Annotated in this window: 18 protein-coding genes; 15 read left to right on the top strand and 3 right to left on the bottom strand. The window is 68.0% G+C overall.

The genetic code is table 11. The annotated features are described in order from the left end of the window. The 5 genes from FK529_RS19390 to FK529_RS19370 all read left to right on the top strand — a co-directional run. A partial coding sequence (locus tag FK529_RS19390) for a transglycosylase domain-containing protein (protein WP_438947216.1) occupies positions 1-2,418 on the top strand: 2,418 nt, incomplete at its 5' end. Next, positions 2,415-4,094: a glycosyltransferase family 87 protein gene (locus tag FK529_RS19385; protein ID WP_146564252.1), complete on the top strand. Its 1,680-nt coding sequence runs from the start codon at positions 2,415-2,417 to the stop codon at positions 4,092-4,094. The genes FK529_RS19390 and FK529_RS19385, both read left to right, overlap by 4 nt. A gap of 1,419 nt (positions 4,095-5,513) precedes the next feature. After that, positions 5,514-6,053, top strand: coding sequence for a hypothetical protein (locus tag FK529_RS19380; RefSeq protein ID WP_146564250.1), 540 nt, complete (start codon positions 5,514-5,516; stop codon positions 6,051-6,053). Positions 6,054-6,129: 76 nt separating this feature from the next. Further along, entirely contained in the window at positions 6,130-6,324 is a 195-nt protein-coding gene (locus tag FK529_RS19375) for a hypothetical protein (protein ID WP_193559735.1), read from the top strand. Beyond that, a complete protein-coding gene (locus tag FK529_RS19370) occupies positions 6,321-7,088 on the top strand; it encodes an enoyl-CoA hydratase-related protein (protein ID WP_231703185.1) in 768 nt (255 codons plus the stop codon). Before FK529_RS19375 ends, FK529_RS19370 begins: the two co-directional genes overlap by 4 nt. Positions 7,089-7,205: 117 nt before the next feature. Here FK529_RS19370 and FK529_RS19365 read toward each other — a convergent pair whose 3' ends face one another. Further along, a complete protein-coding gene (locus tag FK529_RS19365; protein ID WP_146564248.1) occupies positions 7,206-9,377 on the bottom strand; it encodes a 3-hydroxyacyl-CoA dehydrogenase NAD-binding domain-containing protein in 2,172 nt (723 codons plus the stop codon). Positions 9,378-9,410: 33 nt separating this feature from the next. Beyond that, positions 9,411-10,622 carry an acetyl-CoA C-acetyltransferase gene (locus FK529_RS19360; RefSeq protein ID WP_146564246.1) on the bottom strand — a complete coding sequence of 404 codons (1,212 nt, stop codon included), beginning with the start codon at positions 10,620-10,622 and terminating at the stop codon, positions 9,411-9,413. 304 nt (positions 10,623-10,926) lie between these two features. Between FK529_RS19360 and FK529_RS19355 the strand changes: the two genes are divergently transcribed. The 5 genes from FK529_RS19355 to rplI all read left to right on the top strand — a co-directional run bounded on the left by FK529_RS19355 (position 10,927) and on the right by rplI (position 13,920). After that, positions 10,927-12,135 (top strand): TetR/AcrR family transcriptional regulator, encoded by a 1,209-nt coding sequence (locus FK529_RS19355; RefSeq protein ID WP_146564245.1) that lies wholly within the window; start codon positions 10,927-10,929, stop codon positions 12,133-12,135. 138 nt (positions 12,136-12,273) lie between these two features. Next, a complete protein-coding gene (gene rpsF / locus FK529_RS19350) occupies positions 12,274-12,558 on the top strand; it encodes a 30S ribosomal protein S6 (RefSeq protein WP_068526178.1) in 285 nt (94 codons plus the stop codon). A 28-nt stretch (positions 12,559-12,586) separates the two neighbouring features. Next, positions 12,587-13,120 carry a single-stranded DNA-binding protein gene (locus tag FK529_RS19345; protein ID WP_146564242.1) on the top strand — a complete coding sequence of 178 codons (534 nt, stop codon included), beginning with the start codon at positions 12,587-12,589 and terminating at the stop codon, positions 13,118-13,120. 75 nt (positions 13,121-13,195) lie between these two features. Next, positions 13,196-13,453 (top strand): 30S ribosomal protein S18, encoded by a 258-nt coding sequence (rpsR, locus tag FK529_RS19340; protein ID WP_068526176.1) that lies wholly within the window; start codon positions 13,196-13,198, stop codon positions 13,451-13,453. Positions 13,454-13,467: 14 nt separating this feature from the next. Beyond that, positions 13,468-13,920 (top strand): 50S ribosomal protein L9, encoded by a 453-nt coding sequence (gene rplI, locus FK529_RS19335; RefSeq protein ID WP_146564240.1) that lies wholly within the window; start codon positions 13,468-13,470, stop codon positions 13,918-13,920. Between the two features lie 66 nt (positions 13,921-13,986). Here rplI and FK529_RS19330 read toward each other — a convergent pair whose 3' ends face one another. Further along, positions 13,987-14,481, bottom strand: a complete 495-nt coding sequence (locus tag FK529_RS19330; RefSeq protein ID WP_146564239.1) for a hypothetical protein — start codon at positions 14,479-14,481, stop codon at positions 13,987-13,989. 604 nt (positions 14,482-15,085) lie between these two features. Here FK529_RS19330 and dnaB point away from each other — a divergent pair. The 5 genes from dnaB to FK529_RS20830 form a co-directional block, all read left to right on the top strand. After that, positions 15,086-16,435: a replicative DNA helicase gene (gene dnaB / locus FK529_RS19325; protein WP_146564256.1), complete on the top strand. Its 1,350-nt coding sequence runs from the start codon at positions 15,086-15,088 to the stop codon at positions 16,433-16,435. Positions 16,436-16,602: 167 nt separating this feature from the next. Next, complete coding sequence (locus FK529_RS19320; RefSeq protein ID WP_158635160.1) at positions 16,603-17,304, top strand: TnsA-like heteromeric transposase endonuclease subunit; 702 nt, start codon at positions 16,603-16,605, stop codon at positions 17,302-17,304. After that, complete coding sequence (locus tag FK529_RS19315) at positions 17,301-19,463, top strand: TnsB C-terminal domain-containing protein (RefSeq protein WP_146564235.1); 2,163 nt, start codon at positions 17,301-17,303, stop codon at positions 19,461-19,463. Before FK529_RS19320 ends, FK529_RS19315 begins: the two co-directional genes overlap by 4 nt. Then, entirely contained in the window at positions 19,460-20,563 is a 1,104-nt protein-coding gene (locus FK529_RS19310) for an AAA family ATPase (protein WP_146564233.1), read from the top strand. Before FK529_RS19315 ends, FK529_RS19310 begins: the two co-directional genes overlap by 4 nt. Continuing rightward, the coding region (locus tag FK529_RS20830; protein ID WP_146564231.1) for a TniQ family protein at positions 20,560-21,283 on the top strand (724 nt) is incomplete at its 3' end. The genes FK529_RS19310 and FK529_RS20830, both read left to right, overlap by 4 nt.

Raw genomic sequence — 21,283 nt, 5'->3', positions numbered from 1 at the left:
GCCGAGCTCGCTGCGGAGGCCGATCGGGGCGGCGCAGCCCGCCCGGCCGCCCCGGCCGAGCAGCCCGTCGTGATCCGCAAGACGGCCGCCCCCGCCGCCCCGGCACCCGGCGGCGACGGCCCCGGCGGCGACGGCCCGGGTGGGGACGGCCCCGGTGGCGGCGGAGACGGTCCCGACGAGCCCGACGACGGCGACCGCGACGATTCCGACAAGAAGGGGCTGCGAGCGCTCATGAGCGGTTCACTGTTGCGGCGCGTCGTGACCGGCGGTGTGGCCGCGGTCGCGCTGATCATGGTGATCGCGCTCCTCGCCTTCCTGGTCGGTTACTGGCGCACCGACGTGCCGCAGCCCGGCGAGATCCAGACGAGCCAGGTCGCGACCATCGTCATGAAGGACGGCAACACGCCCATCGCGCGCGTCGTGCCGCCGGAGGGCAACCGCGAGATCATGCCCGCGCAGGACATTCCCGAGGTCATGAAGAACGCCATCATGGCAGCGGAGGACCGGGAGTTCGCCACGAACCCGGGCTTCTCGGTCAAGGGCTTCGCGCGCGCGGTGTGGAAGCGGATCCCCGGCGTCGCCGACGACGGCGAGGAAGCCGGCGGCGGCTCCACGATCACGCAGCAGTACGTGAAGAACGCCCTGGTCGGCGACGAGTCATCCCTGACGCGCAAGTGGAAAGAACTCATCATGTCGACCAAGATGTCCAACTCCTGGTCCAAGGACGACATCATGGCCGCCTACCTGAACACCATCTACTTCGGCCGCGGCGCCTACGGCCTCCAGGCGGCCGCGAAGGCCTACTTCAACGTCAACGCCAAGGACCTCAAGGTCGAGCAAGCTGCGCTCCTCGCCGGACTCGTCCGCGGGCCGTCGCTCTACGAGCCCACGACCAACCTCGCCGACGCCACCGGGCGGTGGAACTACGTCCTCGACGGCATGGTCGACATGAAGACCCTCGACCCCGCGCAGCGCGCCGGTCTGCAGTTCCCGAGGACCGTCGCCCCGGGACGGGGCAACGGCGACGACCTGTCGGCGGGCCCGAACGGCCTGATCAAGTCGCAGGTGATCCGCGAGCTCAAGGACGCGGGTATCGACGAGTCGGCGCTGACCTACCAGGGCCTGAAGATCACCACCACGATCGATCCGCAGGCCCAGTCCGCGGCGGTGAAGGCCGCGGCGAACATGGCCGAGAACCAGCCGAAGGACCTACGGACGGCCATCGTCTCCGTCGACCCCAAGACCGGCGGCGTGCTCGCCTACTACGGCGGCAGTGACGGCAACGGCTACGACCGCGTCCAGGCCGGCCTGCAGACCGGCTCCTCGTTCAAGGTCTTCGCGCTGGTCGCGGGCCTGGAGCAGGGCATCGGCCTCTCCCGCGTCTATTCGTCCTCGCCGTTCAAGGCGCAGGGGGTCACCGTGACCAACTCCGACGGCGAGTCGTGCGGCAGCTGCAACCTGGCGACCGCGATGAAGATGTCCCTGAACACCGTGTACTACCGCCTCATGATGGACCTGAACAACCAGGCCAGGGACGTCGCCGACGCAGCGCACAAGGCGGGCGTCGCGGAGAGCTTCGGCGGCATCAAGAAGACGCTGGAGCAGACCGACGGCAGCGGCGTCGAGGGCGGCGTCGTCCTCGGCCAGTACCAGAGCCGCCCCATCGACATGGCCTCCGCGTACGCGACCCTGGCCGCCGAGGGCGTCTACCGGGCTCCGCACTTGATCAGCAAGGTCACCACCGCCGACGGCCGCACGCTGCTGGACCGGCAGAGCGATCCGGGCGAGCGTCGCTTCAGCAAGGACGTCGCCAACAACGTGACCGCGGCGCTGCAGCCCGTCGCGTCGTACTCCAACGGCAACGGACTGGCCGGGGGCCGCGCCTCGGCCGCCAAGACCGGCACCGCGCAATACCAGGACACCGGCCAGAACAAGGACGCCTGGATGGTGGGCTACACCCCGTCGATCTCCACCGCCGTGTGGGTCGGCAATGACAAGGGCGGCCCGATCACCAACGGCTGGGGCGGCCCCATCTACGGTTCCGGCGTCCCGTCGACGGTGTGGAAGCAGACGATGGACGGCGCTCTGAGCGGCACCGACTACGAGTCCTTCCCGACACCCGGCATGATCGGCGGCCAGGCGGGTGTTCCGGTGGAGGCCCGGGTGCGGACCTCCTCGACCGGCACCGCCACCGCGACCGGGTCGGCCTCGGCGGGCGAGACCACGACGGCGACCCGCACGGTGCCGGGCCTGCCCGGCGTGCCGATGCCCACCTTCCCGTGGGACCCGACGACCACGCAACCGGGCAACCCCGACTACCCGGGCCAGGCGACCACCCGGCCGCGGCCGGGCGGTAACGGAACCGGGCCCGGGAACGGCGGAACAGTACCGCCGCGGGTGACGAACCCGGTGCCGTGACGCTTCCCCAGGGGGAGCACGACGGGGACGACGATCGTCTCCACGTCAGCCCCGGCCCGTTCGACCCGGCCACGGTCGTCGAGCCGGACCGGGACGTGCCCAGTCACACGGATGCGGTCGCGCAGGACTTCTCGACGGTGCTCGGCGGGCCGGTGGGCGCGCACGCGCTCGTCGGTTTCCAGCGCTTCTTCACGCCGATGCGCCTGATCCTGCTGGTCGCGGTGCTGTTCCTGGCGTTGGGCTGGACCACCAAGGCGGGCTGCCTGCAGCAGAAGTCCGACGGCGGGCAGCTGGTGCTCGACTGGTCGGGCAACCGTCCGTACGCCGCGATGTGCTATTCGGACACGGTGCCCCTGTACGGCGCCGAACGCCTGAACGAGGGCCTCATGCCCTACGTCACGCAGTTCTTCGACACCGATCCCACGGGCGCCCGGCAGGAGCGCTACATGGAGTACCCGGTGCTCACCGGCATGTATCAGTACGCGTCGATGAAGGTCGCGAAGGCGTGGGTGGTCCTGCACGAGAAGTGGGGCGTGCCCGGGGCCATCGAGGTGGTGCTGTTCTTCACGGTCTCCGCCGTCGGGCTGGCGCTGTTCTGGCTGATCGCGGTGTGGGCCACCACCCGCTTAGCGGGCGGCGCGGCGTCACCGTCGCGCCCTGGCGCGCGTCGGCCGTGGGACGTCATGCTCATGGCCGCGTCGCCGCTGGTCATCGTGCACGCATTCACCAATTTCGACGCGATCGCCGTGGCCGCGATGGCGGTGGGGATGCTGCTGTGGTCGCGGGAGCGGCACGCGTGGGCCGGCGTGGTGCTCGGGCTGGGTACCGCCGCGAAGCTCTACCCCGCCTTCCTGCTGATCGTGCTGTTCTTCCTGTGCCTGCGCGCGGGCCGGCTGCGCCCGTGGTTCATCGCGAGCACGATGGCCGTGGCGACCTGGGTCGCGGTGAACCTACCGATCCTCGTCGCGGCTCCGCGTGGCTGGTGGGAGTTCTTCCATCGGAACTCGATCCGCCCGGTCGACATGGACTCGATCTACGCCGTGATCAGCTCCTTCACCGGCGGTTGGGTGTTCGGCGGCCAGGGTCCGCGCGGCGGCGCTTCGTCGCTGGCCAACGGCATCACGCTGGCGCTCTTCGTCGCGGTGATCGCCGGCGTCGCCTACCTCGCGCTCGCGGCGCCCCGGCGGCCGCGCGTCGCGCAGCTCGCCTTCCTCCTCGTGGCCGGATTCCTGCTGGTGAACAAGGTGTGGAGCCCCCAGTACTCGCTGTGGCTCGTGCCCTTGGCGGTGCTTGCGATCCCGCACACCAGGCTCCTACTGGCCTGGATGACCATCGACGCCCTCGTGTGGGTGCCGCGGATGATGTACTTCCTCGGCATGCAGAACAAGGGGCTGCCGGAACAGGCCTTCACGGCCACGGTCCTCCTGCGCGATCTGGCCGTGATCGGTCTGTGCGCGCTGGTGATCCGTCAGATCTACCGGCCCGACGAGGACCTGGTGCGGTCGACGTACCCGGGGCCGTACACGCCCCCGCTCGACGATCCGGCGGGCGGCGTGCTCGACGGTGCGCCGGACTCCTCCTGGCTGCGCAGCCGCGGCGCGCAGCGCGGCAGGTACCAGATGAAGACCACCAGGAGCGCGGCCCGGCCCCAGACGCCGATCCAGACGCCCCACTGAACCCACCACGTGATGGGCAGGTTCGCCGCGTGCTCGGAGAAGTAGGTCCACACCGTGAGCTCGAGGCTCAGGTCGCACAGGAGGTACGCCGCGACGAGGCGCCAGTCGACCTTGAGCAGGATGAAGAAGGGCAGCAGCCACAGCACGTACTGCGGGGAGTGCACCTTGTGGAAGAGCATGAACGCCGCCAGGATCGCGCCGCTCACGCCGAGCCAGGGGTAGACGCCGGTGCGCCGGTAGCGCAGCCAGCCGTACAGCAGCAGCGCAGCGATCGAGATCACGATGAGCAGCGGTGAGAGGGATGCGACGAAGGCGTCGTAGTCCTTCGGGTCGTCGAACGCCTTGAGCGCGCCCCAGTACCAGATCGAGTTGGTCGACAGGTCCGCCGTGCGCAGTTCCTGGAACTTCAGCGAGGCGCGCCAGCCGTCGAAGCCGAGGACCATGAAGGGCACGTTGATCGCGACGGCCACCACCACCGCCGTCGCCGCGGTCGCTGCGGCGCCCACCCAGTCGAGCGCGCGCCAGTCGACGCGGGCGCGCCGTCCGGGGCCGTCGGGCAGGGCGACGGCCCCCGACCGGCCGTGGGTGAGCACGTACAGCACCAGGGGCGCGACGAACAGGCCCGGATAGATCTTCAGGTCGAAGCCCACGGCGAACACCGCGGCCGTGGCTATCGCGGGGATCCGGATCGACCCGCCGGTCCTGTCTGCCCAGGCCATGATGCCGAAGCCGAGCGTCGCCGCCGCGACGACCGGTAGCTCCATGTTGTGGAAGGCGTACAGCGCGAGCGGCGGCGCCACGGCCCACAACACGGCGGTGCGGCCCGAGACCTTGGCGAGCACCCAGCCGGTGAGGAGGCCGAACGGGGCGAGCAGCAGCGCCATCTGGAGCAGGAACTCGGCGTCGCTCTGCGCGCCGGTGGCGCCGACCCAGAACAGCAGGCCGCTGAGCACGGGGTACTCGATCGCGCCGCCCTGCAGCTTCCCGTCACCGTCGATCCAGCCGGTGAGGTACGGGAAGATGTGATTGTTCACCTCGCGGCCCGTCCACAGGAACTGGATGTCGGAGTAGCAGATCCGGCCCGGCGTCGAGGCGAAGCCCTCGGAGCGGCCGAGCTCGTCGAACGGCGCGCCGGTGCACTGCGCCTTGATCTGATAGCCGATGACGAGCGCGAGAACGGTGAGACCGAGCACGGTCCACGCCACCCGATCGGGGCGGAAGCTGGGCCGGGACATGCGCCCCACCCTATCGGCCCCGGTCGGCGGGGCGGGGCGACGGTGCCGTCACGCTCGGCCGGCGAGCCCCGCCCATGCCTTCACGCCGCCCACCCTAGGCGGAGTCAGGACCCTTGTTAACGATCGTGCATCGCTCACCGATCCCCTGGATGAGCCGCTCCGACGCGGCACGGGAGGAGCGGACATGGGGTCGTCGATGAAGGTCGCGGGGGCACTGGTCCTGGTGGCGGTGGCCGCGGCGGGGTGCGGGGACCGCTCGTCCTCCAGCGCGGCCTCGACGGTGACGGTGACCGCGGAGCCGAGCGCCCGGCCGGGCACCGGCTCCACCGGCACGCAGGAGCCGTCGTCGGCGGCACCCTCGGCGACGCCGCGCGTGAGCGTCACGGCACTGCCGACCACCCTGGGGAGGGCGGTCCGCGTGCTCACGGAGTCGGGGAAGACCACGTGCAACATCCGGGCCGAGCTGGTGGAGTGCCAGTCCATCGAGTTCGGGAAGACCTACCGCGCGAAGACCGGCGAGCCCGCCTACGGGTTCGTCTACCGGGGCGGCGAACTCGACTGGTACTTCGGCAACATGGGGGTCGCCGAACCCCCCACCACGATCCGCTACGGGCACACCTACAGCGCCTTCGGATGGACCGTGGACGCATCGGCGGAGAAGACGGTGTTCACCCGCGACGGCCACGGCGTGAGCGTGGACGTCGCGAACACGACCACCTTCTGACCGGGCCACCCATGAGCTGCGCGGTATCTGCTCGAAATGTTAGAGACTATTCTCTCATCTGTGCTAGCTTTCGGAGGTGTTCCCCACACGCTTCACCGAGCAGTTCGGTGCCCAGTACACGATCGCCCCGCGCGGCATGATGTGGGTCGGGCGTGCTCCGCTCGCCGCGGCCGCCTCCGAGGCCGGGATCCCCGGGATCCCCGGCGTCCTCACGGCGCTCACGCGCGAGCTCACGTCGAAGCCTTCGGAGCCGGACACGGTGATGGCGTGAGCGGGAACGAGGACTTTCGGCGCGACCTCTCGGGCGGCGTCCTGACGGTGACGATCGACCGCCCGCAGCGCATGAACGCCTTCGGGATTCGGGCCGCATGGGAGCTGGCGCGCATCATCGGCGAGGCGGACGCGGATGCGGCGATCCGCGTCATCGTGGTCACCGGCGAGGGCCGCGCCTTCTCCACCGGCGTCGATCTGGCCGGGGAGGCCGTGGGGCCGCGGGAGTCACTCGAAGCCGTCAACGCCTACGTCCGTGCGATCGTCGAGGCCTCGATCCCGGTGATCGCCAAGGTGAACGGACCGTGCGCGGGCATGGCGGTGGGCCTGGCGCTCTCCGCCGATCTCACGTTCGTCGCCGACACCGCGTACTTTCTGCTGCCCTTCATCGGCATCGGGCTGCAGCCGGACGCGGGTACGACCGCCCTCGTTCCCGCCGCGATCGGCCGCTCCCGTGCGATGGGGATGGCGCTGCTGGGCGATCGGATGTACGGGGCGGAGGCGCTGGCGGCGGGAATGGTCACGGCCGTGCATCCGGCGGAGGAGCTCGACGATGCCGTCGCCGCGGCCGCGGCGAAGCTCGCGTCGGGGCCGCGGGAGGCGATCGCCGCCACGAAGCGCGCCGTCAACGCTTCCACACTCGCCGGCCTCGACGACGCCCTGCGCCGCGAGACCGAGTCCCAGGTGGTCCTCCTCGAGAGCGACGACTATCGCGAGGGCGTGGACGCCATGCTGAACAAGCGCCCCGCCCGTTTCGCAGACTGAAACCCCCTTCGCTCGACTGAGGGTGATGTTCGGCCACCGGCTCACCGGGGAGGGCGAGAGGCCCGGCACCACCGGGGTGGTGCCGGGCCTCTCCGTACCGCTGCTGCTCAGTGAGTCCTACTCGTAGGTCTCGCCGGCCTCGGCCTTGGCGACCAGCGAGGCGGGCGGGGTGAACTGCTCGCCGTACTTGGTCAGCTCCTGCGCGCGGGCGACGAAGGCCTTGGGGCCGACGGTGCCGTCCGGCGCGGTGTAGCCGTTGATGAACTGCAGCACGCCACCGGTCCACGCGGGGAAGCCGATGCCGAAGATCGAGCCGACGTTCGCGTCGGCGACGGACGTGAGCACGCCCTCGTCGAAGCAGCGCACGGTCTCCAGCGATTCGGCGAAGAGCATCCGGTCGATCATGTCCTGCAGCGGAATGTCCTGGCCCGCGGGCAGGAGATCCTTCAGGCCCGGCCACAGGCCGGTGCGCTTGCCGTCGGAGTAGTCGTAGAAGCCCGCGCCGTCCTTGCGGCCGGTGCGGCCCGCCTCGACCATCGCGTCGATGACCGCGTCGCTGCCGTGCGGGGGCAGCGGCGTGCCGGCGGCCTCGGCGGCGGCGCGGGTCTCCTTGCGGATCTTCTGCGGCAGCGTCAGGGTCAGCTCGTCCATCAGCTGCAGCGGCGCCGCGGGGTAGCCGGCCTGCTGGCCGGCCTGCTCGATCAGTACCGGATTCACGCCCTCGCCGACGGCCGCGATGGCCTCGTTGACGAACGTGCCGATCACGCGGGAGGTGAAGAAGCCGCGGCTGTCGTTGACCACGATGGGCGTCTTCTTGATCTGCAGCGTGTAGTCGATGACCTTGGCCAGCACCGCATCCGAGGTCTTGGCGCCGCGGATGATCTCGACCAGCGGCATCTTGTCCACGGGGGAGAAGAAGTGGATGCCGATGAAGTCCTCGGGGCGCTTCACACCCTCGGCGAGGATGGTGATCGGCAGCGTGGAGGTGTTCGAGCCGAGGATGGCGTCCGGTAGGGCGATGTCCTCGATCTCCTGGAACACCTTGTGCTTGACCTCGACCGATTCGAACGCGGCCTCGATCACCAGGTCCACGCCGGCGAAATCCGCGGCGTCGACGGTGGGCGTGATCCGCGCGAGCAGCTCCGCCGACTTCTCGGCGGTGGTGCGGCCCTTGGCCAGCGCCTTCTCCTCGAGTTTCTCGGAGTACGCCTTGCCCCGCTTGGCGGCGTCGAGGTCGATGTCCTTGAGCACGACCTCGATCCCGGCCTTCGCGGAGACGTACGCGATGGCGGCGCCCATCATGCCGGCGCCGATGACGCCGACCTTCTTGGCGGTGTACTTGTCGTAGCCGTCGGGCCGGCTGCCGCCACCGTTGATCGTCTGCAGGTCGAAGAAGAACGCCTTGATCATGTTCTTGCTCACCTGACCGGTGGCCAGCGAGACGAAGTACCGGCCCTCGATCACCGAGGCGGTATCGAAGTCGACCAGCGCGCCCTCGACCGCGGCGGCCATGATGGCGCGCGGCGCCGGCATGGGGGCGCCCTTGAGCTGCTTGCGCAGGTTCGCGGGGAACGCGGGGAGGTTCGCCGCGATCGCGGGCGAGCTGGGCGAGCCGCCGGGGATCTTGTAGCCCTTGACGTCCCAGGGCTGCACGCCGCCCTCGGGGTTCGCCTTGATCCACGCCTTCGCGGCCGGAATGAGCTCCTCGACGGTGCCGACGACCTCGTGGATCAGGCCCACCTCCTTGGCCTTGGCGGACTTCATCCGGGGGCCCTGCAGCAGGACGCCCATGAGCGCGCTCTGCAGGCCCAGCAGCCGCACGGTGCGCACGATGCCGCCGCCGCCGGGGAGCAGGCCGAGGGTGACCTCGGGGAGGCCGATCTGCGAGCCGCGCACGTCGGCGGCGATGCGGTGGTGGGTGGCCAGGGCGATCTCGAGGCCGCCACCGAGCGCGGCGCCGTTGATCGCCGCGACGACGGGCTTGCCGAGGGTCTCGAGGCGGCGCAGCGCGGCCTTCATCGACTCGACGCCGTCGCGCAGTGTCGCGGCGTCCTCGGGGCGGGCCTGGCGGATGAGGCCCAGGTTGCCGCCGGCGAAGAAGGTCTTCTTCGCCGAGGTCAGCACGACGCCCGTGATGGAGTCCTTCTCGGCCTCGAGGCGGTCGATGGTGGCGCCCATCGACTCGCGGTACAGGTCGTTCATGGTGTTCGCGGAGCTGGTGGGGTCGTCCATCGTCAGGGTGACGATGCCGTCTGCGTCCTGCTCCCAGCGGATCATGTTCTCAGCCATGTCAGTTGTTGTCTCCGTAGTCTTTCCGGCCGGTCAGAGGCGCTCGATGATGGTGGCGATGCCCATGCCGCCGCCGACGCACAGGGTCATCAGGCCGTAGCGGCCGCCGGTGCGCTCGAGGTTGTCGAGCACTGTCGAGACCAGCATCGCGCCGGTCGCGCCGAGGGGGTGGCCCAGCGCGATGGCGCCGCCGAGCGGGTTCACCTGCTCCCGCTCCAGCTTGAGGTCCTTCATCCACCGCAGCACGACGGACGCGAACGCCTCGTTGAGCTCCCAGTGGTCGATCTGCTCCTTCGACAGGCCCGCCTTGGCGAGGACCTTCTCGGTGGCCGGCGTCGGGCCGGTGAGCATGATGGTCGGCTCCGAGCCCGTGACCGCGGTCGCGACGATGCGGGCGCGCGGAGTCAGGCCGGCCTTCTGGCCGCCCGCCTCGTTGCCGATCAGCAGGAGGGCCGCACCGTCGACGATGCCCGAGCTGTTGCCGCCCGTGTGGACGTGGTTGATCTTCGGCACGGTGTAGTACTTCTGCAGGGCGACGGCGTCGAAGCCGCCCAACTCGCCGATGCCGTCGAAGGCGGGGCGCAGCTTGGCGAGGCCCTCGACCGTGGTGCCGGGGCGACGGTGCTCGTCGTTGTCGAGGACCGTCAGGCCGTTGATGTCCTTGACGGGCACGACGGACTTGGCGAACCAGCCGTTGTCCCACGCCGCCGCGGCGTTGGCCTGCGACTGCACGGCGTACTGGTCGACGTCCTCGCGGGTGTAGCCGTCGATCGACGCGATGAGGTCGGCGCCGATGCCCTGCGGCACGAAGTAGGTGTCGTAGTTGGTGGTGATGTCCTGGTGCATGGCGCCGCCGTCGGAGCCGAGCGGCACGCGCGACATGGACTCGACGCCGCCGGCGAGGACCAGGTCGTCGCCCAGGCCCGCGGCGACCTTCTGGGCGGCCATGTTGGTGGCCTCGAGGCCCGAGGCGCAGAACCGGTTGATCTGCACGCCGGCCACGGTCTCGGGCAGCCCGGCGACGGTTGCGGCGGTGCGGGCGATGTCGCCGCCCTGCTCGCCGACGGGCGAGACGACGCCGAGCACGATGTCGTCGATCGCGGCGGGGTCCATGGTGGGATAGCGGTTCTTGAGCTCGTCGATCAGGCCGACGACCAGGTCCAAGGGCTTGGTGGCGTGCAGGGCGCCGCCGCGCTGCTTGCCGCGCGGCGTGCGGATCGCCTCGTAGATGAATGCTTCGGGCACGGTGTTCCTTCCATGGGTGCTGTCGCAGGGAATGTCACAAGTGAACCACTATTCTTTAACTTCGCGCGATTCGGCTCCCGTTGAACATGTTCTAGAACACAATCGCATACATGAGCTGCCTTGAGAACATCGCCCGGCGTCTCACGTACGGCGGAACCGCGTCGCTCGCGACGGCACGGTCATACCGGAACCTCAGCCGGGTCCGTGTGTGAACATTCACTTACTTAGGGAGTCGACGGCACGTCGCGGACGAGGTCCGGATGGTGGGTACGCTCGATGCGGACGCTGGAAGGGGGGTGTCGACGTGACCGAGGCGCGGAGGAAGCGGCCCAAGGACCGACGCGAGCAGATCGCGCGGGTCGCCGCGGAGGACTTCTCCCGGCGCGGGTACCACGGCGTCGGGATCGAGGAGATCGCCGCGTCGCTCGACATCAGCGGCCCCGCGGTCTACCGCCACTTCCCCAACAAGTACGCGCTGCTCGAGCACGCCATCACCTCCGCCTCCGACGCGCTGTGCCACGCCGTCGACGAGGCGGCCGCGGCGACGGCCGGGCAGGAGCCCGCCGCGCGGATCGACGCGATCATCGACGCGGCCCTGCGGGTCTCCTTCGAGCGCCGGAACACCGGCGGCCTGTTCCGATGGGAGATGCGCTTCCTCGAGAGCGGGGACCGTGCGCGGATCCGCGCGCAGCTCACCGCCATGATCGGCACCGTCGCCGACGCCGCCGCCCCCGCGCTCCCCGGTGTGGACCGCGCCGAGATCGAGCGACGCTGCGTGGCGCTGATCAGTGTGACCGGCAGCGTCACCGCGCACCGCACCGTCCTGGCGCAGAAGCGCGCCGAGGCGGTCCTTGCGGCGGCGGCGCGGCAGGAACTGGTGCTGCCCGCCCCGCCGGAGCCGTTCGCGCCCGCGCCCGCGTCCGCACCGATCCCCGATGGGGGCCGGCAGGAGCAGGTGCTGGTCGAGGCGATCGAGCAGATCTTCTGGCACGGCTTCCACAACGTGAGCATGGGCCAGATCGGCCGCGCGGCCGGCATCGTCCCGTCGGGCATGTACCGGTACTTCCCCAGCAAGGCCGCCATCCTGGTCGGCGCCCTCGACCAGGCCGCCGAGGGCGTTTCCGGCGCGTTCGCCGAGGTGTCGTCGACGGTGCCGGATCCCACGGCGCGGCTCTCGGCGCTCGCGCAGACGTACGTGCAGCTGTCCTTCCTCCGATCGAAGCTGATGACCGTGTACTTCCGCGAGATCGGGAACGTCCCCGATGCGGACCGCAGCCGGCTCGCCGGCGTCCAGCGCGCCAACATCGCCGTCTTCGCCGATGCGCTGGTCGCGGTCCGTCCGGAGCTCAGCGCGGCCGAGGCCGTCTTTCTGGTGCACGCGGCCTTCGCCGTCGTCTTCGACGTGGGCCGCACTCGTCGCTTCGACCCGGACCCCGCCTTTCAGGCCGAGATCTACGCCCTGGTGTGCGCGGTGCTGTTCGGTGACCCGACGGCCGCCGCGCGCGTGGCGTAGTCCACGACGAGGGGCCCGCACCGCTCGATTTCGCTGGTGGCGACGGGTTGCGGTACCCTGGGGCGGTTGCCGTTCTGGCGACACTCCTGCCGTGGAGAGTCCACGGCCGCATAGTCCATAGGAGGAGGCGAAAAGCCCATGCGTAATTACGAACTGATGGTGATCCTGGATCCGAGCCTGGATGAGCGCACCGTCGCGCCCTCGCTGGAGACCTTCCTGAACGTGGTCCGCAAGGACGGCGGATCGGTCGGGAACGTCGATATCTGGGGCAAGCGCCGTCTTGCTTACGAGATCTCCAAGAACGCCGAAGGCATCTACGCGGTGATCGATCTGACCGCCGAGCCGGCGACCGTCAACGAGCTGGATCGTCAGCTCAAGCTGAACGAGTCGGTGCTGCGCACTAAGGTGCTGCGGCAGAACTAGTCGCGCACTAACGACAGGGAGAGACACCATGGCAGGCGACACGATCATCACGGTCATCGGCAATCTGACGGCGGATCCGGAGCTGCGCTTCACCCCGTCGGGTGCGGCGGTGGCCAACTTCACCGTCGCCTCCACGCCCCGGACCTTCGACCGGAACACCAACGAGTGGAAGGACGGCGAGGCGCTGTTCCTGCGCTGCAACATCTGGCGCGAGGCGGCGGAGAACGTCGCCGAGTCGCTCACGAAGGGCACGCGCGTCATCGTCTCCGGCCGCCTCAAGCAGCGGTCGTTCGACGATCGTGAGGGGAACAAGCGCACTGTGGTGGAACTCGAGGTCGACGAGATCGGCCCCTCCCTTCGTTATGCGACGGCGAAGCCGACGCGCACGCAGCGCGGCGGTGGCGGCGGCGGTTTCGGTGGCGGTGGCCAGGGCGGCGGTGGCGGTTACAGCCAGCCCGCCCAGCAGGCTCCGCGCCAGAACCAGCCCGCAGACGATCCGTGGGGCAGCGCCCCCGCGGCCGGGAGCAGCTTCGGCGGCGGCAACGACGATCCGCCGTTCTGATCCCCGGGATCGAACACTGTGAAGGCGTCCCGGTTCGCCGGGCGCCAGTAGACCTCATCAAGGAGTACCAACACCATGGCCGGTAAGGGCAATGGCCGGAAGGTGCGCGTCGAGAAGGCCGTCAAGGCCAAGGCGTGCACGTTCTGCAAGGAGAAGAACACCAAGATCGACTACAAGGACACCACGCTTCTGCGTCGGTTCCTGTCGGAGCGGGGCAAGATCCGCAGCCGTCGCGTGACGGGCAACTGCGTCCAGCACCAGCGCGACATCGCGATCGCCGTCAAGAACGCGCGTGAGGTGGCTCTGCTGCCGTTCACGTCGACGACCCGCTAAGGAAGGGTGAAGAAATGAAGCTCATCCTCACCGCCGACGTCGACAACCTGGGCGCCCCCGGCGACACCGTCGAGGTCAAGGACGGCTACGGCCGCAACTACCTGCTGCCCCGCGGCCTTGCCATCGTGGCCACCCGTGGCGCCGAGAAGCAGGTCGAGGGCATCCGCCGCAGCCAGGAGGCCAAGCGCGTGCGCGGCCTCGATCACGCCAACGAGCTGAAGCAGGCCATCGAGGGCCTGGAGTCGGTCTCGCTGACCGTGAAGATCGCGGAGTCGGGCAAGCTCTTCGGCTCGGTCACCGCGGCCGACGTCGCCGCCGCGCTCAAGTCCGCCGGCGGCCCCGCCGTGGACAAGCGCAGCATCGAGCTGCCGCAGGGTCACATCAAGGCCACGGGCTCGTTCCCCGTGGTCGTGGTGCTGCACCCCGACGTGCGCGCGAAGTTCGCGCTCACCGTCGCCGCGCAGTAGTCGCCACACACGGAAGAACCCCCATCGCCCGTCCGGGCGGTGGGGGTTCTCTCGTCGTCGGGTCGGTCAGACCGTGATCGTGCCGACGCACGGTGTGCTGGTCTGCGTGCCGATCCACTCGCTGCCCGCGCCGACCTTGATGACCAGGTTGAAGGTCACAGCGCCCTTGCCGGTGGTGATGGGGGTCTTGTTCAGGGTGGGCAGGGGACCGACGCCGTTGAGCTTGGCGCTGCCGTACTCCCCCGAGGTGGTGTTGTTCCACGACAGGGTCGCGGTCGAGGCGAACTGGCTCAGGACGAGGTCCCGGGCGCCGGCGTTGCCGGTCGCCCCGACCAGGATCTGGCCATTGCCGCCGACCGTCGCGGTGACCTTCCAGGTCACCACCTGGCCGCCGACGACGAACATCGGGTTCGCGCTGGTGCAGGTGGCGGAAGCGGTGGCGGGCTTCGGCTTGGGGGCGGGGCTCGGGGCCGCGCCGGCGGGCCCGATGGCGCACGTGGCGACGGCCGCGAGCGCGACCGCGACGCCGGCTGTGCGCGCCGTGATCGTGGAGGTGTTCATCGGGTGGATCCTTCCGCTACTGGTTTGCATCGATCAGACTACGCGGCGACGCGGGCCGGTAGAAGTTGTCCCGCCGTCCGCCCCTGCGTTCGCGCTGGTAGGAGCCTCAGGAGGTGACCGGCGGGTAACAACTGAGGGTGGTTTTCTCAGCGCGACGGTGGCTGATTCACTCACGACACGCCCGAATGTCAGGACGGTGCGACACGCGGAGGAATCTCGATCCACAACGGTACCCACCCTTATTACCGCGTTCGTGCTGGGACGATCAAGATCGCGCGGCGGAGTTTCCACAGGTTTTCCCCATCGGTCCACACAGCCGTCCCCACCCTGACCGCGCGCCCTCCACAGATCGCGCACAGATCGGTACACAGGCCCGCTTTGCGGTCCCGAGCGGAGCGCCTAGCGTTCACGTGCGTCGCTCGCGACCCCCCGCCGAGGTGGTTGCCATCCGACTTTTGGTCAGGGGTCCGCGGTAGACAGTTCGAGTACAGGCGAGTCCTCGTCGCTGCGCAGCGACGGCGGGGGCGTGAGATGAGGTGGGTGCGCGGTGTCTGTCACTGACGAGCAGGAGTTCACTGCGGGGCCCGCCGGACGTCCGGAGTCGATTCCCGACGGTCCGCCCCGCGAGGACTTCGGGCGTCAGCCCCCGCAGGACATCGCCGCCGAGCAGTCCGTGCTGGGCGCCATGATGCTGTCCAAGGACGCCATCGCCGACGTGCTCGAGGTGCTCAGCCCGGGCGACTTCTACCGGCCCGCCCACCAGTCGGTGTACGACGCGATCCTCGACCTCTACGGCGCCGGTGAGCCCGCGGACGCCGTCACCGTCTCCGCGATGCTGGACCGCAGGGGCGAGCTCAAGCGTGTCGGGGGAGCGCCGTACCTGCACACGTTGATCTCCACCGTGCCCACGGCGGCCAACGCCGGCTACTACGCGGAGATCGTGGCCGAGAAGGCCATCCTGCGGCGGCTCGTCGAGGCCGGGACCCGGATCGTCCAGTACGGCTACTCGGGGTCCGAGGGTTCCGACGTCGCCGAGGTCGTCGACCGCGCGCAGGCCGCCGTCTACGACGTCACCGAGCGCAAGGCGTCCGAGGATTACGTGATCCTTGAGGAGCTGCTGCAGCCCACGATGGACGAGATCGACGCCATCGCCTCGCGCGGCGGCGTCAGCATGGGCGTGCCCACCGGCTTCACGGACTTCGACGCCCTCACCAACGGCCTGCACGCAGGGCAGATGATCATCGTCGCCGGGCGTCCCGGTGCCGGTAAGTCGACGATGGCGCTCGACGTGCTGCGCTCCTGCGCCATCGAGCACCAGCTGCCGGGCGTCCTGTTCAGCCTCGAGATGAGCAAGACCGAGGTGGTCATGCGCCTGCTCTCCGCGGAGGCGCGGATCAAGCTCGCCGACATGCGCTCGGGCAACATGTCCGACGATGACTGGACCCGTCTTGCGCGCCGCATGTCGGAGATCTCCGAGGCGCCCCTGTTCGTCGACGATTCGCCGAACCTGACGATGATGGAGATCCGCGCGAAGGCCCGCCGGCTCAAGCAGCGGCACGGCCTCAAGCTCATCGTCATCGACTACCTGCAGCTGATGACCTCGGGTAAGAAGGTCGAATCCCGTCAGCAGGAGGTTTCGGAGTTCTCCCGGCAGCTCAAGCTGCTGGCCAAGGAGCTCGAGGTCCCGCTCATCGCCGTCGCGCAGCTCAACCGTGGTCCCGAGCAGCGCACCGACAAGAAGCCCCAGGTCGCCGACCTCCGCGAGTCCGGTTCGCTCGAGCAGGACGCCGACATGGTCGTCCTGGTGCACCGCCCCGACGCCTACGAGCGCGACGATCCCCGCGCGGGCGAGGCCGACTTCATCCTCGGCAAGCATCGTGCAGGCCCTACCGCGACCGTCACCGTCGCCCACCAACTGCACTACTCGCGCTTTGTGGACATGGCCAAGGGCTGACCTTCTCGTTTGTAGGGTCTCAGATTTCGTGGCGCTGTCTCACCAGACCTGGCATCACAGCGGCACCTGTGCCAACTACTTGAGACACGCCGGATGACGTCCCACGAAGTCCGACCAGAAGTGGCAGCTTCAGGACTGTGCCTCCCGGAGACAACTCGGGGCCCGCGGTGGAAGTCACCTACCGTCGCGGGGCAGATGGCTGCGCGCGAACGACCGACTTCGCGACTGCGTCCAGCGTCGAACTAAACGGCGCCGATCCTTGGCGGACCTTTCGCTGGTACTACGGCCAGAAGCACTACTCAGGGTGGTACTGGGCGTCCACCACGCAGCGCCTGGTGATCTACGAATCACGCCTTGAGCTTGCAAACCTGCTCCTCGCTGACTTCGACGCCGACGTTCGAGGGATCGCTGCCCAACCGTTCCGGCTGACCACAGAAGTCGACGGAAAGGTCCGATCACACGTTCCCGACTACCTCCTCGACACCGAATCAGGACCTGTCGTAGTCGACGTCAAACCAGCGCGACTGGCGGACAAGGAAAACGTGGCAGCGACCCTGGCCTGGACGCGCCACGTAGTTGAAGCTCGCGGATGGCGCTACACGGTCGCCACAGAACCGCCCACGACTCGATTGACGAACGTCAGGTTCCTCGCAGGCTTTCGCGACCCACGCCACTTCGCTCCTGAAGCCATCGAACAAGTCCTCCGGCAAGCAGTCACAGGACGCACCATCGCAGACACACTGCGAGGAATCGACGCCCCTGCGCACTCGCTGCGCGCGACCCTCTTCCACCTGATCTGGACCCAACAACTTCGCGTCGACATAGACGCTCACCTGACCGGGCGAAGTCAAATTACGGAGGTTCGATGAACCGCAGTGCAGCACGTCTGGGGGTCGGGACCCACATCCTCTACGACGGCGAATCGCTCGAAGTGGTCGAGCTCGACGCAACAGGTGGGAACCTGCAGCTGATCGCCAAAAGTCACGCGGACGGCGGGTACCGAAGAATCGCTGCCAAAGAGCTGTCGGGATCAGAACGGGCCAAGATCATCCCACCCCTAGCGGAAGACGCCAGCACCAACTCGATCGAACCAGCAAGCGCGATTCTATCGAGCCTGAGCCGACAGGAGCTTGACGAGATCGCCAAGCGCGCACAGCACATTCGCGAAGTGCTCACCGGCTACAAGGCCGGTTCGAGCGAACTGGCGGCACCCGGCGAACCTCGCCCCGAATATGCCCATGATACGACCATGACCCAGCGATACTCCGCGAAGGCCGCCGAACTCGGCGTAGGAAAGCGAACCCTCGAACGCTGGGTAATGGACTACCGATCCCACGGTGAAGCCGGTCTCGCCGACGCCCGGAAGGCGACGCCCTCGCACGATCACCCGAGGGTAGATCGACGCTGGAAAGAGATCGCAATCGAGGTCATGGTTCAGCACGGAGGCCTGTCAAAGCCATCACGAACCCTGGTCATCGAACACACCAACGCCAGAGCAATCGCGAAGTTTGACGGTGCCGTCGAGCTACCCTCCCGCGCGACCGCGTTCCGAGTGCTCGCCGAACTTGAACGGCGGTATCCGACGTTCCGACTCTCGACGAAACGGAATCGCGACATCGCTGGTAGACCGGAAGGCGTCTACGGCAAGCTCCGACCAACGCGACCAGGTGAGTACGTCCTCATGGACACCACCAGGCTAGATGTCTTCGGCCTCGACCCAGTGACCCTCAGATGGGTACAGATAGAACTGACGGTCGCAATGGACTGGTACACCCGGTGTATCACCGGACTTCGCCTCACGCCAGTATCGACGAAGTCCGTCGACGTGGCGGCGGTGCTCTACGAGATGTACCGCCCCAGACCAGCAGGCGAGAACTGGCCAGCGCACGCAGTGTGGCCCGAGCACGGACTACCGCGATCAGTCCTCGTCGACCTGAGTGCTGAGCGCACGGCGGCCGGCTCGGCGGGGCCGGCCATCGTGCCTGAGACTCTCGTCGTCGACCACGGCAAGGTCTACCTGTCACAGCACATGATGAGTGTCTGTCAGCGGATGGGAATCTCTGTCCAGCCGGCCCGTCTGAGAACCGGACGTGACAAGGGACCGGTTGAACGGTTCTTCAGAACTATCCGCGAAGACCTGCTTCAGGCGCTTCCCGGTTACAAGGGACCCGATATCCACTCGCGAGGCGAGAGTCCCGAAGCTGATGCCTTCTTCTATATCGACGAACTCGAGACCATCATCCGTGAATGGATCGCGGTCGTCTACCACCACCGTCCGCACTCGAGCCTCGTCGACCCTCGTGTGCCGGGCCTGCGGATGTCGCCCGCAGCGATGTTCGAGCACGGCGTGGCCCGCGCCGGCTACATCGAAGCCTCCAGAGACCCCGACTTTGCCTACGAGTTCCTCAAGTCCGAGTGGCGGCAGATCCTCCACTACGGAGTGGAGATTGATTGCCGCCGCTACAACGGGGAAGGGCTCAACGGCCTGCGCAACGTGACAAGCCCGTACAGCGGTGAGGCACGCGGAAGGTGGCCGATCTACTACGACCCTGACGACATCACCACGGTCTACATCCGACGCCTCGACGACAACAAGTGGTACCCCCTCGTCTGGGAGCATGCACCCGCTTTGGCGATGCCCTGCAGCGAGGACGGTCTCGTATACGCGCGGAAGTTGGCAGCATCGAAGTACCGGTACCCCGACGATCGCCTCGCAGTCGCCGACCTCTTCGAACGATGGAAAATCGGTCTGGGCACGACTGCCGTCGATCGGAGGATTGCACTACGGATGGCAAGAGCGTCACAGGACTTTGACCGCATGGTCGGCGAACCCGCTGTGAGTTCCCTGCCCTCGGTCGCGCGAGTCCTTGCTCAGTCCGCCCCAACGACGAGTGACCCGATAGCTTCCGATAACTCAGCCGAGCTATCGGAAGCTATCGGGCCAGCGCAACCCTCGGGTGGTGACGACGACGAGTTCGACCTGGTCAGCGCCGACGACTACTACGCCGACGCGCTGGAGGACGTATGAACGAGCCTCGTCCAGCCCTCGACAACCTCACCCTGGCACGGAAGGAAGGCTGGAAGAAGTTCGTCAACACACCAGATCGCGTTCCGCCAGAGCAACTCACCCGCAATCAGCTCGAGGCACTGAGCGACAACGCACGGTCCGCGTACGACCGAGAGCGCCGGGACTGGCACGCCAACCTGGGGACCCTGAGAACTCGGCAACTCGGTGACATCCACGAGGACCTCTGGGACATCATCGACTCCAACGCCCAAGACTGCGACAAGCCCAAGGGCGCAGTCGCCATCGACGCGGTTCCTGGCTTGGGTAAGACGACTGCGATGCTGGCGTTCGCCAAAGCCTTCCACCGCCGCGAGATCTCCGAACGCGGAGAGCAGACACCAGATGGCAACGAACGATGGCCCGTCTGCCGAGTCGGCTTGACCGGCAACACCGGCCTGCGCGACTTCAATCGCGCGATGCTGTCCTTCTACGCACACCCCGGTCAAACACGAGGCAGCGCGGCAGACTTCGCGCAGCGCGCCCTCAACAGCGTCCTCGAGTGCGAGACCAAGATCCTCATCGTCGACGACCTCCACTTTCTCAGGCTTCGATCCACCTCCGGTGTCGAAGTCAGCAACCACTTCAAATACATCGCTAACGAATTTCCGGTGACCATGATCTTCGCTGGCGTCGACCTCAAGGACCGAGGCATGTTCTCCGAGGGCGACGCCTACCAAGGTGCACTTCTTGCACAAACCGGCAGACGGACCACGAGATTGACGATGGATCCCTTCGATCTCACCAGCGACTCAGGGCGACAGGATTGGAGCCGAACTCTCAAGAGGATTGAGCAGAAGGTGGTCCTCGCGGACAAGTATCCAGGCATGATCGCCGGTGACCTCTCGGACTATCTCTACATCCGATCGACCGGGCAGATCGGCTCACTGATGACCCTGATCAGGGTCGGATGCCAACGGGCAATCCGCACCTGCCATGAACGGCTCGACGCCGGGCTACTCGATACGGTCAAGATCGACCAGGCCGCCGAGGCCGCCCGAAACGAGCTCAAAGCTGCCTTCGCCAGCGGTCGCATCACAACACGAATGGATGCGGCAGGATGACCCCGTCCGTGGGTCCGCCGAGGACACTACCCATCAGAGTGGCCCCGATTCCCGGTGAAGCGATCGACTCCTGGCTTGAAGCCGTCGCCGCCCGCACACACACCGCCTGGGGCGACATCCTCGCCGCAGTAGGTCTGCACAACGACGACCGAAAACCGTATCCACCGTGGACCGTAACGCTCGCCGGCACAGAACTCGAACATCTCCAGACCGCGACGCAGACCGACAACTCGTCCGCGCTCACCCTCCAGCGTTACCACGGCACCGCCGTGTTGATCGACCCTCAGACCCACCAGCTCACGAGCACTGCCCCATGGACCCGGCGCGCCGGGTCGCGCTTCTGCCCGTACTGCCTCGACGACAACCATGGCCGATGGCAACTGCAGTGGAGACTCGGATGGGCATTCGCATGTCCTATCCACCACTGCCTACTCGCTGACCTCTGCCCGTCGTGCTTGCGCGCACCCCGTAGCCTCGCCCACCCCTCCGACCGCACGCCGCGCCCAGGACGATGCCCCAACCCGTCTCTTCTTGAAAAAGGTCGAGGACGCTCCGCGCCACGGTGCGACACAGACCTCACCACCACACCCGTCTGGCTATGTCAAGTTGATCTGGCCCCGGTAGGGCGGTTTCATTCGGCCCCACCTGAGTGGGGCCCTGAGCCGCTAGAGTCCGGGGTGTGGATGGGCGGCCGCGGGTGCGCAGTGTGGTTGCGCCGAC

It is taken from the genome of Tsukamurella asaccharolytica (genome assembly GCF_007858435.1).
Lineage (GTDB): Bacteria > Actinomycetota > Actinomycetes > Mycobacteriales > Mycobacteriaceae > Tsukamurella > Tsukamurella asaccharolytica.
The sequence above is the reverse complement of the archived record's forward strand: the minus strand, read 5'-3'. Positions and strand labels throughout refer to the sequence as shown.

Coding starts and splice junctions, on each gene's coding strand:
- FK529_RS19380 (WP_146564250.1), top strand. CDS start 5,514: ATGGGGTCGTCGATGAAGGTCGCGGGGGCACTGGTCCTGGTGGCGGTG.
- FK529_RS19365 (WP_146564248.1), bottom strand. CDS start 9,377: ATGGCTGAGAACATGATCCGCTGGGAGCAGGACGCAGACGGCATCGTC.
- rpsF (WP_068526178.1), top strand. CDS start 12,274: ATGCGTAATTACGAACTGATGGTGATCCTGGATCCGAGCCTGGATGAG.
- FK529_RS19345 (WP_146564242.1), top strand. CDS start 12,587: ATGGCAGGCGACACGATCATCACGGTCATCGGCAATCTGACGGCGGAT.
- rpsR (WP_068526176.1), top strand. CDS start 13,196: ATGGCCGGTAAGGGCAATGGCCGGAAGGTGCGCGTCGAGAAGGCCGTC.
- rplI (WP_146564240.1), top strand. CDS start 13,468: ATGAAGCTCATCCTCACCGCCGACGTCGACAACCTGGGCGCCCCCGGC.
- FK529_RS19330 (WP_146564239.1), bottom strand. CDS start 14,481: ATGAACACCTCCACGATCACGGCGCGCACAGCCGGCGTCGCGGTCGCG.
- FK529_RS19315 (WP_146564235.1), top strand. CDS start 17,301: ATGAACCGCAGTGCAGCACGTCTGGGGGTCGGGACCCACATCCTCTAC.
- FK529_RS19310 (WP_146564233.1), top strand. CDS start 19,460: ATGAACGAGCCTCGTCCAGCCCTCGACAACCTCACCCTGGCACGGAAG.